The 14,240-nt window shown below is 36.1% G+C and carries 14 protein-coding genes; 5 read left to right on the top strand and 9 right to left on the bottom strand.

Annotated features, from left to right (window positions below):
* Positions 1-219 precede the first annotated feature (219 nt).
* Genes Q1A47_RS08590 through Q1A47_RS08570 form a run of 5 tightly spaced genes read left to right on the top strand, consistent with a single transcriptional unit; the run spans position 220 to position 3,617 of the window.
* Positions 220-612: a GntR family transcriptional regulator gene (locus tag Q1A47_RS08590; protein ID WP_026679689.1), complete on the top strand. Its 393-nt coding sequence runs from the start codon at positions 220-222 to the stop codon at positions 610-612.
* Positions 613-1,716, top strand: coding sequence for a DUF1648 domain-containing protein (locus Q1A47_RS08585; protein ID WP_026679690.1), 1,104 nt, complete (start codon positions 613-615; stop codon positions 1,714-1,716).
* 18 nt (positions 1,717-1,734) lie between these two features.
* On the top strand, positions 1,735-1,938 hold the full coding sequence (locus tag Q1A47_RS08580) for a PLD nuclease N-terminal domain-containing protein (RefSeq protein WP_026679691.1): 204 nt from the start codon (positions 1,735-1,737) through the stop codon (positions 1,936-1,938).
* Positions 1,939-2,847 carry an ABC transporter ATP-binding protein gene (locus Q1A47_RS08575; protein ID WP_166530016.1) on the top strand — a complete coding sequence of 303 codons (909 nt, stop codon included), beginning with the start codon at positions 1,939-1,941 and terminating at the stop codon, positions 2,845-2,847.
* Positions 2,847-3,617, top strand: coding sequence for an ABC transporter permease (locus tag Q1A47_RS08570; RefSeq protein WP_166530015.1), 771 nt, complete (start codon positions 2,847-2,849; stop codon positions 3,615-3,617). The genes Q1A47_RS08575 and Q1A47_RS08570 overlap by 1 nt, the downstream gene beginning before the upstream one ends.
* Before the next feature lie 319 nt (positions 3,618-3,936).
* On the opposite strand, the gene Q1A47_RS08565 is transcribed toward Q1A47_RS08570, so the two are convergent.
* The 9 genes from Q1A47_RS08565 to pdaA all read right to left on the bottom strand — a co-directional run bounded on the left by Q1A47_RS08565 (position 3,937) and on the right by pdaA (position 13,978).
* Entirely contained in the window at positions 3,937-4,635 is a 699-nt protein-coding gene (locus Q1A47_RS08565; RefSeq protein WP_166530014.1) for a hypothetical protein, read from the bottom strand.
* Positions 4,636-4,641: 6 nt separating this feature from the next.
* Positions 4,642-5,499 carry an ABC transporter ATP-binding protein gene (locus Q1A47_RS08560; RefSeq protein ID WP_166530013.1) on the bottom strand — a complete coding sequence of 286 codons (858 nt, stop codon included), beginning with the start codon at positions 5,497-5,499 and terminating at the stop codon, positions 4,642-4,644.
* A complete protein-coding gene (locus Q1A47_RS08555) occupies positions 5,496-5,864 on the bottom strand; it encodes a GntR family transcriptional regulator (RefSeq protein WP_166530012.1) in 369 nt (122 codons plus the stop codon). The genes Q1A47_RS08560 and Q1A47_RS08555 overlap by 4 nt, the downstream gene beginning before the upstream one ends.
* Before the next feature lie 438 nt (positions 5,865-6,302).
* A complete protein-coding gene (locus Q1A47_RS08550; protein ID WP_026679697.1) occupies positions 6,303-6,482 on the bottom strand; it encodes a hypothetical protein in 180 nt (59 codons plus the stop codon).
* A gap of 16 nt (positions 6,483-6,498) precedes the next feature.
* Complete coding sequence (locus Q1A47_RS08545; protein ID WP_034678201.1) at positions 6,499-7,347, bottom strand: SPFH domain-containing protein; 849 nt, start codon at positions 7,345-7,347, stop codon at positions 6,499-6,501.
* A gap of 68 nt (positions 7,348-7,415) precedes the next feature.
* A complete protein-coding gene (locus Q1A47_RS08540; protein ID WP_034678203.1) occupies positions 7,416-8,285 on the bottom strand; it encodes a ComEC/Rec2 family competence protein in 870 nt (289 codons plus the stop codon).
* Positions 8,286-8,753: 468 nt separating this feature from the next.
* A complete protein-coding gene (locus tag Q1A47_RS08535) occupies positions 8,754-10,877 on the bottom strand; it encodes an ATP-dependent Clp protease ATP-binding subunit (protein ID WP_026679576.1) in 2,124 nt (707 codons plus the stop codon).
* Positions 10,878-11,247: 370 nt separating this feature from the next.
* Entirely contained in the window at positions 11,248-12,828 is a 1,581-nt protein-coding gene (locus tag Q1A47_RS08530; RefSeq protein WP_026679575.1) for an acyl-CoA synthetase MbcS, read from the bottom strand.
* A gap of 358 nt (positions 12,829-13,186) precedes the next feature.
* The gene (pdaA, locus tag Q1A47_RS08525; protein WP_026679574.1) at positions 13,187-13,978 is read right to left on the bottom strand and encodes a delta-lactam-biosynthetic de-N-acetylase; all 792 of its coding nucleotides are present in this window, start codon (positions 13,976-13,978) and stop codon (positions 13,187-13,189) included.
* Positions 13,979-14,240 lie beyond the last annotated feature (262 nt).

The raw sequence follows: 14,240 nt of genomic DNA, 5'->3' as shown, positions 1-14,240 counted from the left end.
ACCAAAAAACCCGTACCCCCTGTGAGTAATCCATCTTCACGAGATCTCAGTAGCTCGTTTCTTTGAGATGACAATAACACAGCTCGAACAGCACTTTTACATATTCCTTATTGCTCGAATTCAGAGACATTTCGATTCTCAACCTATTATATTTTCGTTGACACTAAGTTATATCTGTTATACATTAAATATAACAGATATAAAGGAGTGCCATGGAATGTGTTCATATCACTAGATTTTGAGTCTAAAGATCCAATATACCTGCAACTATCTCAACAAATCATTGAAGGCATTGCTAGAAGACAATTATGTCCTGGTGACACGTTGCCCTCCGTTCGCTCGTTAGCAGCGGATATCGGAATTAACTTGCATACTGTCAATAAAGCATATCAGCAACTTAAACAAGATGGGTTTCTTCATATACATCGTCAAAAGGGTGTCGTCATTAACCCAGATGGGGTACCAAAAGCAGATGATCAATATAGGTCGAAAGTGGAGCATGAGCTACACCCAATTATTGCTGAGAATATCTGTCGAGATTTGAATAAAGAAGAATTTCTTAACATGTGTTCACATATTTATTCAGAATTTACGAAAGATGGTGAATCCTAGATGAATAATATAACGTTAGTATTAATCGTTTTACTCGTGCCCATGTTTATATTTTTTATCTTCGTACCATATTTGACTAGAAAAACAGAAAGCTTTGGTGTATCTATTCCAGAGACTGTGTATGATACCCCAGAGCTTAAAAAAATGAGAAAACAATATGCTTATGCTATTAGCTTCCTAAGCGCCTTTGCTACAGGCATTTTTCTTATTACCGATATGATAACTGACTTAGAAGAATCAGCAGTTGGAATTCTGCTCGCCATTGTCATTTCTGTATTTATTCTACTTAGCTTTCTCAGCTATTACGTTTTCCATATAAAGATGAAACAGTTGAAAAAATTATCTAATTGGAAGCAAGAAAAATCACAGAAGGTTTACATTCATACCCAATTTCACCAATCTAAATTAAGATATTCCAATGCATGGTTTCTTTTTTCAATTATTATCGCAATAGCAACTATCATAGCTAGTATGATGTCCTACGCAAAATTCCCTGAACAAATACCGATGCAATATAATTTCCAAGGCGAAGTTACTAATTGGGCTGAAAAATCACACCGAACCGTGTTAGCAATGCCGATTATCCAGCTTTACTTAACGTTAATTTTCGTTTTTGTTAATACAATAATTGGTAAAGCTAAGCAGCAAATAAACGCTGAAAACCCGAATGAATCTATGCAACAGAATATACTATTTCGTAGAAGATGGTCTGCATTTACAATTATCGGCGGCATTCTATTAACCATTCTGTTTTCGATTGTACAATTCTCTTTTATGTATCCGATACCGCAAGCTTTAATGATTCGTGCAGCTATCCTTATTAGTATTGGATTAACCATCGGTGCTATTATCCTTTCCATTACAACCGGGCAAGGAGGCAGTCGGATTAAAGCTTCAAGCAAAGGTCAAGTAGAAGTAATCGACAAGGATGATGATCGTTACTGGAAGCTTGGACAATTTTATGTAAATAAAAACGATCCTACGATCTTTTTAGAGAAGCGATTTGGAATTGGTTGGACAATGAATTGGGGTAGACCACTTTCTTGGGTTATTGTTATCCTGTTCGTCCTGATCACGATCGGAATCGTATGGCTCGCAATATAAAAAGGGAGATAGGTTACTATGCAGGAAATGTTTGAATCCATAAACTGGGCGGTTATTACTCCGTTGCTAGTTATACAAGGAATATTATTAATCATTGCAATTATTGATTGGGCTAAGGTCGAAAAGACGAATGGACCGAGATGGATGTGGTTCTTCATTATTATCTTCATTTATACCATTGGACCGATTGCATATTTTATTTTCGGGAGGAGGCAACAATAGATGACATTATTAACAATCACAAATTTAACCAAGAAATTTAGTAATAAGCTAGCTGTTAACAATGTTAATTATACACTAACGCCCCAAAAATGCGTTGCGTTAATCGGGCCGAACGGTGCTGGTAAAACCACAATTCTAAGAATGTTAACTGGACTTCTAAAGCCTTCTTCCGGTGTCATACAATTTGCAAACAAACCAAAAAACGATGATGCTAGAAGCTTTATTGGGTACTTGCCTCAATATCCTGTATTTTATAATTGGATGACCGGAATGGAATTTCTTACATTTAGCGGGCAACTAGAAGGTTTTACTAAGCAAGAATCAGTAAAAAGAGCTACCTTTCTAATGGAAAAAATAGGAATTGCAAATACAAAAAACAAACGAATTGGTAACTATTCTGGAGGGATGAAGCAACGTCTTGGAATAGCTCAAGCAATTATTCATAGACCAAAGCTATTAGTTCTCGATGAACCAGTCTCCTCTTTAGATCCCATTGGACGTCGAGAAGTTCTTTCTCTTATGGAAGAGTTAAAACAACAGATGACTATTCTTTTTTCTACTCATATATTAGGCGATGCAGATGAGATTAGCGATGAATTATTGCTGCTTAAAAAGGGAGAAATTATTGAATCAGGAGAAATGCATGTCCTACGTCAAAAATATCAAACAGCCAAGATATCCATTCAATGCCATGAAAACCTGCCAATTTATCGTGATAAAATCTCTACTTTGTCCTCCGTACGAAATGTTTATATAGAAAGAGATACGATTCAGATTACCGCACATAATATCCAAAATGCCCGACAGGAAATTTTGCAAATCGCCTCTAAAGAACAATGGCCACTCACAAATTTCACATTACATCGTGCGTCCTTAGAGGATATGTTTATGAAGGTGGTGAACGAATAATGCATACTAAGGTTTTACTTCAAAAAGAGATGTTAGAGAATTGGCGAAACAAGAAATGGATTTGGGTACCACTCGTATTCCTTCTTTTAGCAATTATGGATCCAATCTCTAATTATTATCTTCCTCAGATATTAGAATCAATCGGTGGATTACCGGATGGAACTGTGTTAGAACTTCCTGAGTACGCTCCACAAGACATACTTTTAATGAGTTTAGGGCAATTTTCCAGTCTTGGTGTTCTCTTAATTGTGCTAATCTCTATGGGAACCATTGCAGGAGAACAAAAAAATGGTGTAATGGATTTGCTTCTTATTAAACCCATCTCCTACCGTTCGATTATTTTAGTAAAATGGTTTTCTCTTTTATTGCTTGTCTGGACTTCCTTGTTTCTTGGTATCACAGCAAGCTGGTATTATACGAATAGCTTGTACGGTGAAATCGAGTTTTTATCTATGTTACTTGTTACATTCTATTACGGTCTTTGGTTAACTTTAGTTGTAACCATTTCCATTTTTTATAATGCTATTATACAAACACCAGGTTTAGTTGCATTTTTAACAATCCTTACAACAATAATCTTAAGTATTGTTACTAATGTTTTTGGTACACATATAAAGTGGAGTCCTGTTAATTTATCAACTTATATTCATGAAATGCTTGTTCTCGGTTCTGTTACCTCCCAATTAATTGCTACTGCTTTTACAACGATTGTCCTTATCATAATCATTCTTTCTGTAGCTATTTATTGTTTTAAAAAGAAACATCACTAACATAAAACCGTGTCTTCTTCTCCAATAGCTTAGACTAAAATTGTCCGTCTTCATCAGGATTATCGCAGTTCCCCCATTGTTCACACAAGTCAAACAAAGGGATTGAACATAACAAACACGATTAATTCATTACACGAACAATGCACTACTCTACCTCATAAAATATATAGCTCCTTGATAAACAAGAGCGATGTATCGCTGCCTTTCCTCCATTTCCTGTAGAAGGAAAGACAGCGGTGAACGCCACATTGCGGAGCAAAGCCGATGGCTTGGAACGAATCTTCTTTTCTATAAATATAAGTGGAGCTTGGCACCTACCTTATCGCACCTTTATAATTGTTATTTGTTTCAAAAAGGCAAATGAGGCAAGATATAGCAGTAATCCAACTGCGAATAATTGGAGAAAGTATACCATATTAATATGCACAACTAGATCTACAATAAAGTCAATCAACCAGCCCTGAGCAATACCAAATAATAATACAACCGCAGCCACACCTAAGCTTATTCCACCACCTAAGAATCCATGTCTATAAAAAACCAATCCTAACATAAACATAAGTGACATTAAGAAAAAGATTAACATGACATCCATTCCTATTCGTATATACCACGTATCATTTACAAAATAGGCAAGATGTAAAAAGTAGAAATCTTCAATACCAATAACCTTTGTAAAAAATGAAATAGCTTCCTGTAGAATACTTGCAACAACTGCTTTTGTAATAGCTAGTAGGAAAAAGAAGATACCTATGCTAATAAAAATATTCTTTCGTGTTGCCCCCAATTTAATAGAAAATGGGATAAATTCTTTTACCACGTTAAAAGCTAAAATACTACAATATATATAAATTGGAGCCGTTAAACTAAAAGTCATCATTCCCCCATCAATGGCATCGAGATAAAAACCAAAGGCAATACAAACAACTAATATGGATAATAATACTGTCCAAAAGATCATCATTGAATGACGAATATCAACCAAAAAGAAATATAATAGTCCCTTTAACTGATTCATGGTTAATTAAGCTCCCCTCTTTTTCTCAGTTAGATGGATCATCAGCTCCTGCGTTGGAATTCCTTCGACCTTTAATCCCTGTTCTTCAGCCTCTTGCATACTTCCAAAGAGGTAGGCTGTCATCATCCCTGCCAACTGTTTCTTTTCAATTACTTCTTTACCTTTAATGAAGGCTTCTACATCCTCCACTTTTCCCGTCACAGCACATGTTTGTTCCCGAAGTACTTCAGCAGATTCTTGTAGTACAAGCCGTCCCTCTTGTAAAATCAGTACTTCTTCAAACATAAGACTTACTTCATCAATTAAATGCGTCGAAAAAATAATCATCCGCTTTTCGTTTTCGAATTCTTCTAACATTTGTTTATAGAAGTTTTTGCGTGCTGCTGCATCTAATCCGATATATGGTTCATCAAAAATGGTAATCGGTGCTTTACTTGCCAAACCTACAATTATTCCAAGAGCTGATTCCATTCCTTTTGATAAGGTCTTAATCTTTGCCTGAGGTTTGAGATTATATTCATGAAGTAATTGTTCAGCAAGCTGCTGATCCCATTCTGGGTAGAAAAAAGCATAGATACGGATAACTTCCTTTATCTTTAACTCCCTTTTAAAATTATTACCTTCTTTAATTAAGCAAACCAATGAACTGAGCGTTTGATTATCAAATGGATTTTCACCATCAATCAATACCTCGCCACTAGTTGCTAAGATATTCCCTGCTAAAATATCCATGAAGGTCGATTTACCTGCACCATTTCTGCCTAACAATCCATAAATTTTTGGTCCTTTTAAAGTAAAAGAGACATTCTTTAATGCTTCATCAAGATGGTATCGCTTTGTTACTTTACGAACTTCAATCTTCATTCGTATCCCCCCTTATCTATCATTTCTCTTAATTCCTCCAGACTTATCCTAAGCTTTTTAGCCTCCGCTTTTAATGGAAGCATGTAATTTTCATAAAATGTTTGTTTTCTTTTTTTTATTAAAATTTCTTTAGCATCTTCTGTTACAAACATACCCACACCTCGCCGTTTAAATAAAATTTCCTCAGCTACAAGCGCATTAATTCCCTTAGCAGCAGTAGCTGGATTAATTTGATAATAGTTGGCAAATTCATTAGTAGATGGAACACGTTCCCCTGGCTTTATCGACTCATTAATGATTGCATCTTCAAGCTGTTCTCGTATTTGCAAGAAAATAGGTTTGCTTTCATCTAAACTGTTTTTCATATCATCACCTTGTTCTTTGGTTCATTACTTATGTAACTAACCATATAACTAAATCTTTAATTAGTCAATACATTTATTTAAAATTAGGTGTCTCGCCTAAAAATAAATTAGGAATTAACTTTTAATATTTCTCACTAATTACTCAAAGACTGGATTGAATCTACTTTCTAATGAAGATAAGGGGATTTATCGTATGAGTAGAACGTAGCTTTACGGGTGCCCAAGAACTGCAAAGGCATGCTATGGTCGTGAGCTGGACGCGACTCAACACGCCTATATTTATCCACATGGGACAATTTTGTAATTTCCTATACTACAAAAAAAGCTTGTAGAAAACTCAGTGGTTTCTCTACAAGCTGAAAGAAGCTGGGACGAAATTAAAATATTTTAGATAACGTTTCGGTTTTATATGGTTAAAATTCTTTCATCCTAGCCTCATCAATCTTCTCCAATTTTCTTATCTTGGCTTGTTGGCAATCTCCCTGCTTTTTTAGCAGCCTCTCGTAAGACATATTCTACGTGACTATTTACGCTGCGAAACTCATCCTTTGCCCAAATCTGCAATATCTCATATAACTTAGGATCTATCCGCAATGGAAAACTCTTTTTCTTCGGCATACTACCCCTCTTTTAATTATTGATATAGGGTTCCTGTATTAACGACAGGCTGTGTGCCATGGTCAGAAACAATCGATACAAGTAGATTATTTGCCATTGCTACACGACGTTCATCATCGAGCTCAACGGAACCATCCTGTTCAAGCTGTAAAATAGCATCTTGAACCATTCCTACGGCACCTTCTACGATTTGCTTTCTAGCTGCAATAATCGCACTTGCTTGTTGGCGTTGAAGCATCGCCTGAGCTATTTCTGTTGAATAAGCAAGATGTGTTAGACGGGCTTCGATTACCTTAACACCAGCAACATTTAACCGATCCTGAAGTTCTGCTGTTAATTCATTAGACACCTCTTGTGCATTACCTCTTAATGTTAGCTCAGCATCTGTAAATGTATCATAAGGGTATTTGGTAGCTACAGCACGAATAGCTGTTTCACTTTGTATTTCAACAAATTGTTCATAACGATCAACATCAAAAACTGCCTTAGCACTATCGACGACTTTAAATACGATAACCGCAGCAATTTCAATTGGATTCCCATTCACATCATTGACCTTCAAACGCTTACTATTAAAATTTCGTACTCGCAGTGAAATTGTTCTTCGTACTGAAAATGGCACAGTTATTACAATTCCTTCTCGCCGAATACTCCCCATATATTTACCAAGAAAAATAACAACTGCGGCTTGATTTGGTTGAACCAACGTAATACCACTACCTAACGTTATCGCAAGAATTAGACAGATTCCACCTAGTACGAATTGCTGCTGGAAAAAACTAAATACAGTTCCAGCTACTAATGCTGCAATAAGTAAAATCCCTATAAAACCATTAATTACCCACGCCTGTTTTTCTCGAATCATAATAATACACACCTTCCCCATGCTTTCTATATCATTATGATATCATTTTTGTATATATTTGTAAATCGCTAACTTGCATCTAAATTATAAAATGGTTCTTTTTCTGGGAATACGAGATAATCTTCACCGTCTGTTCGAATAACTAAATTACCAAGTGCCCCTGTAGAATATATATTTGCATTTACCTTATAAAGATTCTTTATCACACGGTTAACTGGATGTCCATAATCATTTTCCTTACTATACGTTAATATTGCTGTTTGTGGACTCACGGCTTTAAGAAATCTAAGGGACGTACTTGTATTCGACCCATGATGGGCGACTTTCAAAATTTCTGCATCTATTTCTATGTTTTTCATTATTTCTTTTTCTTGTTCCATTTCTACATCACTCATTAATAAAAAGTCGACTTCCTTATAGCTAACCTTCAGTGCAATCGAAGATTGGTTATTGTTTTTTGATTTACCGTATGTGTTTAATACCTGGATACTTAGCAGCGGATCAACCAATAGTTTTTCGTGTAGTTTGGCTACCTTCACAGGAATAGCTTGTTTTCGTATTTCCTGTATATATTTTGCATACATCCGTGTTGTGTGTAACTTCCCAGAGTCTAATATTTTTGCCACCTTGATATGCTTCATCACATAGGGCAACCCACCAATGTGATCAACATCAGGATGTGTTGCTACAAGCAAATCAATTTTGTTCACACCCTGTTTTTTTAAATATTTCACTACTCGTTTCCCTGCATCTGGTGGACCTCCATCGATTAAGATATGTTTGTTTGCTGGCGTTTTTATTAGCATACTGTCTCCTTGCCCAACATCAATAAAATGCATCTGCATACCCGAAGATCCTTCACTATGTATGGAAACTATATGAACATTAAAAAGTGCAATAAAAAAAATAAATCCGATTGATAGCTTACTTTTAATCATAAAGACATCCTCTTTTTCAACTTAATATAGGTTTATTTTCTTACAAAAACAGCGGAATTATGAATAGCATTGATGTTAGTTTATGGGAGTTGTATGAGGAAACTATTCCTGCTGAATAGAGGGTATAAAAGGTTTGCCAAGAGAAATACACACTTATCTTCAGAAAATGTGGCAAAGAGAAGGCTGGGACAAATGTAGTTAAGAAACAATAAAAAACGAGCGATAATTATTTAAATTAATTATCGCTCGTTTATTTGATTAAACTAATTCATTAGCTCCGTAATATGAGACTCCTTGAAAAAGAAGAACCCTTTTTCTGCGTGCGATATATCGCTGCTGAGGCCGTGCCCGCGAAAGCAAGTATATTTTTCATGGTGCTTCAATGATTTTCCTATTGACAAACATGATTATTCGTATTTATGAGTAAAGAAGTTGTATTTTGTCCCAACCCCTTTTCATTTATCTAACTCACGCCTTTTGCACTACAATTTCTTGATCGAAGACGTCTACTTTTACATTGGAAACATTATCATCTTCCAATATTAAGTCTGTTAATTGATCTTCGATTTTATCTTGGATTACTCTACGTAAAGGTCTTGCGCCAAAACGGCGGTCATAGCCAAGTCGAACCAATTCTTGTTTAGCTTCATTTGTAATCGTAATCGATAGATCATTTTCTTCGATTGTTTTTTGTAGATCAGCAAGCATAAGATCTACAATTTGCATTAGGTTTTCTTCGGTTAGTTCGTTAAATTGAATAATCGCATCGAAGCGGTTAAGAAATTCTGGTTTGAAATATGCCCCCAGATTCTCCATCGTAGATACAGATTCATGGGACTCCCTATTAAAACCAACATTCACTGTTTTAACACCTGTTCCAGCATTGCTCGTCATAATAATTACAGTTTCTTTAAAGCTAACTGTTCTTCCTTGCGAATCCGTTAAATGACCGTCCTCCATAATTTGTAGGAACATGTTTTGTACGTCTGGATGTGCTTTTTCTATTTCATCTAATAGAATAATGGAGTATGGGTTGCGACGTACTTTTTCCGTTAATTGACCCGCTTCTTCATGACCTACATAGCCTGGAGGTGAACCAATGATTTTTGATACAGCATGTTTCTCCATATACTCACTCATATCAAGACGGATTAACGAATCTCTGGAGCCAAATAATTCTTCCGCTAAGGCTTTTGTTAGTTCTGTTTTACCAACACCAGTTGGTCCAACGAAAAGGAAAGAACCAATTGGTCGATAATTTGATTTTAAGCCTGCTCGACTACGACGAATCGCTTTGGCAACTTTATCTACAGCTACATCTTGTCCAATCACTTTTGCACTTAGGTTTTCACCAATGTTTTTCATTTTTTCTTGTTCATCAGCTTGAAGCTTTGTAACAGGTATCCCAGTTTTTTCTTCAACAATCAATTGAATATCGGAAATATCTACATCGATAATTTGTTCTTCATCTTTCGCTTTATCTAGTTGTTTTTGCAACTGTATTTCTTGATATCTTAAATTTGCAGCACGTTCATAATCTTCTCTTTCAGCAGCTTCTTCTTTCTCTTTAATAATTTCTTCTAATCGTTGGTTTATTGTATCAGAGTCTTTCGAAGCATTAGCTAGATTCAAACGTGAACCAACTTCATCCATCAAATCAATCGCTTTATCAGGCAAGTAACGATCTTGAATATATCGTTTTGAAAGTGTTACAAATGCCCGAATAGCTTCATCAGAATAACGAACCTCATGGAATTTCTCATAACGATCCTTAATACCCTGTAATATCTGAACTGCTTCTTCACTTGAAGGTTCTTTTACAATGATGGGCTGTAATCTACGTTCTAGTGCCGCATCTTTCTCAATTTGACGATATTCTTTTAATGTTGTAGCACCAATTAATTGTAATTCACCTCTGGCTAGTGCAGGTTTTAAAATATTTCCTGCATCCATTTGCGAGCTTTCTGCAGTGCCTGCTCCAACTAATAGGTGTATTTCATCAACAAATAAGATAACATCTTGACGTTCTTGTAATTCGTTAATTAATTGTTTCATACGTTCTTCAAATTGACCACGAACACCCGTATTAGCAACAAGTGATGCCACATCTAGCATATAAATTTCTTTATTGATTAATTTTGTAGGCACATCTCCTTCTGTAATTTTAAGTGCCAAGCCTTCTGCAATCGCAGTTTTACCAACACCAGGCTCTCCTATTAATACGGGATTATTTTTATTTCTACGATTTAAAGTTTCAACAACTCGTTTGACTTCTTTATCTCTGCCGATTACCGGATCAATCAAACCAGCCCTTGCTGCATGTGTTACGTTTTTTGCAAGCTGATCAATTAATCCATTACCTCGGTTTCCGTTTTTTTGTTTTGTTCTTGTCCCCATTTTCGGAGATCCATTCGCTTGAAAACCATTCATATGTTCAAATGGGGATTGTGAGAAGAAGTCATTGGAATTCATCATTTGCCCTTGGATTTCACGAAAGCATTCATTACATAGGTGCATTTGCATATGCTGACTATTGATATTCATTGCAACATTAATGCTAGCTTCGTTTTGTTTACAGTTTTGACAAAGCATTTCCATTCCTCCTTAGAAATATGTTTATTGTAATCATTAAAAGTTTGACTTTGACTATATTTGACCTTTGACTATTATTATACTCTGACCTTTTTTGACTTTCAAGCATTTTGATTAATTTTTTTTACGATGCTCACTAGTAACATTCCCACATAAATGAGTTTATAAAACATGGCTATGCGAAGGAACAAAAGCGAAAGCACCCGATTAGAAACGTAGCGACTGGAGCGAGCCAGCGGAGAGTGCTTGCGAGTCAATGATGACTTATCAAAGGGCGATTCGTGAAATCGCCTAGTTTCTGGACAGCTGACTCCTTTTATAATTTCCTAGACTACAAAAAAGAGAGCATATGAGCCCTCTTTAACCATTTCTATTCATTTACCTTGAATTTTTCTCGATTACGTAATTCAACTCTTCTTGTTTTCCCAGAAGTAGTCTTTGGTAATTCATCAATAAATTCAATTTCTCTTGGATATTTATATGGACCAGTTAAAGTTTTAACATGCTCTTGCAACTCCTTGACTAACTCTGATCCTATTGCTTGAGATTGACGTAACACCACAAAGGCTTTTACAATGTTCCCCCGTATTTCATCGGGACTTGCTACAACAGCACATTCTTGGACAGATGGATGCTTAACCAATGCATCCTCTACTTCAAAAGGACCAATTGTATATCCTGAACTAATAATGATATCATCGCTTCTTCCTTCAAACCAGAAATAACCTTCCTCATCCTTAGAAGCCTGATCTCCTGTCACATAGTAATCGCCACGTCTTGACATAGAAGTCCGTTCTGTATCTTGATAATACTCTCGAAACAAGGCTGGGCAATCGAGCTTTACTGCAATATCGCCAATCTCCCCAACTTGAACGGGAATACCATTTTCATCAATAATATCGACCTCATTACCCGGAGTTGGTTTTCCCATTGATCCTGGTCTCACATCCATATTCTTCATAAATCCAAGTAGTAATGTGTTCTCCGTTTGTCCATACCCATCACGAACCGTTACATTAAAATAATGCTGAAATGTATTGATTACCTCCACATTCAATGGCTCACCAGCCGAAACAGCACTATGTAAGGCAGGAAGCTCGTATTCTTCCAAATTGTCGAGTTTCGCCATGATTCGGTATTCCGTAGGTGTGCAGCAAAGTACATTAATTTCTTGTTCCTGCAGTAACTGTAGATATTTTTCCGCGTCAAATTTTCCATGATAAATAAATCCTGTTGCTCCTGAACCTAACACAGATAATAATGGGCTCCAAACCCATTTCTGCCATCCTGGACCAGCTGTTGCCCAAACCTTATCTCCTTCGTTTATTGCTAACCAGTTTTTTGCAGCTGTTTTCAGATGAGCATATCCCCAGCCATGTGTATGCACTACACCTTTGGGATTGCCAGTTGTTCCTGACGTATACGGTAAAAACGCAATATCATCTTTACAGGTTAATGCCAATTCTAATTGATCTGATGCATCTTCCATTAATCCTTCAAGAAAAAGCCAACCATCCACAGGCTCACCAATTACAATTTTTTGTAACTGATCATATTCGCTAATACCATAATATTGTTCAACATACGGATAATAACTTACAACTCCACGAACCCCTCCATGTGTAACACGATACTGTAAGTCCTTTGTCTTCAGCATTTCTGAGCTTGGAATAATAATGATTCCTGTTTTAAGAGCTGCTAAATAGACCTCATACGCTTTTACCAAGCGAGGTATCATCACAAGAATTTTGTCTCCTTTTTGCAAGCCACTTTCTAAGAAAGCGTTTCCAATTTTATTTACATTCCGCATTAATTCACTGTATGTAATTTCCTTATGAACTCCACCTTCATTTTCCCAAATCAAGGCAACTTTAGTTGGGTCATTTGCATGACGTTCCATTTCCATGACAATATTATAATTATATGGAGCAATCAGATCTTCTTTATTCATAATGTCCAACTCCTTGTATGCTTTTCATCAGTATATCAAAAGTTTGGAAAATTATAAATAAAACATTATTAAGTTACGATTTGAGTAGGAACAAAAATAACTACCTCAAAAGTCAATGATAAAGTGAAACATTAATTAGTGAGTGGATAAGATCACCCGTCGATGACCTTACCCACTAATCTTATTATTTTTATATAGAACGTCTGTCTCAGCTTTCTTCTAAGCAGCTGATTTTCGTGGGTAATGGTTCAGGCTCCTTTGAGTAACTTTACTAACGACGAAGCATCGCCTCTGTTACTCTCTACCGACGTTCGCATTTCTATTCACTGTATTTTATAGAATATCTATTTAAGCTGACTTATAGCCCATAGATTGCTTTTGGTAATTGATCCTTTAGGACAAGATCATCCAAACTTTTAAAGCGATATCCTTGCTTTTTTAATTCGGTAATTATACGATCAAGTGCTTCAGCATTATCCGATGAAACCGTATGCAATAAAATAATTGCACCAGGATGTACCTGATCCATCGTCTGTTCGAATGCATACTTCCAGCCCTTTTGCTTCTTTGTCTCCCAGTCCTTGAATGCCAACGACCAAAAAATATGAATATAGCCTAGTTCTTTCGACCATTTTAATGTATTCTCGTTAAACATACCTCTTGGAGGTCGGAGATATTTTATTTCTTTCTGATCAGATACTTCAGCTACTGCATCTTCCAATGTTTCCAGTTCTTCTTTAATTGCCTCTTTATCCATAATAGAGAAATCAGGATGATGATAGGAATGATTTCCTACGATATGTCCCTCATCAACCATACGCTTTACTAAGTCTGGTTCGCTTTCCACATAGTGACCCGTTACAAAAAACGTTGCTGGTACTTGTTGTTTTTTTAATACATTTAATATATTATCTGTGTATCCCTGTTCATAACCATTATCAAATGTCAGATAAATTGTTTTTTCTCCAGTGTTATCTGCATAATAAGCACCATATTTTTTAAGCATGTCTTGATATTCACCGATATCAGGGAGCTTATGATCACTATTCTTCTTATACCCCCAGCCATAGCCATTCGCTGAAACGGATGGCAACATATCAAAAGAAACAATCAGAAAAACAAGGACTGTCAGCATCATGTATTTTTTCATATTACCCCACCTGTTTTTCTTTTTACTATCTCCTTTACTACATATTTTTATTCTATCGTTAAAGATTACACTTTTGCTTTTAGTGAAGTCTCCTGTTCCAATAAAAACAGGTGTTTATGGAATCCATCATAAGAAAAACGGAGCAAAATTCGCTCAGTCCGTATCAACTAAATGCTCAGATTTATGCTTCCTCTAGTAGCTATTATGGAATAATAGCTACTGCTTGACCACCACTCCGGCTGCCCACTTCCCTTTCCGTGGG

It is taken from the genome of uncultured Virgibacillus sp. (assembly GCF_947495635.1).
Classification (GTDB): Bacteria; Bacillota; Bacilli; order Bacillales; family Amphibacillaceae; genus Virgibacillus; species Virgibacillus salarius.
Note: the sequence above shows the minus strand (reverse complement) of the source record. Positions and strands in the feature narration are given on the sequence as shown.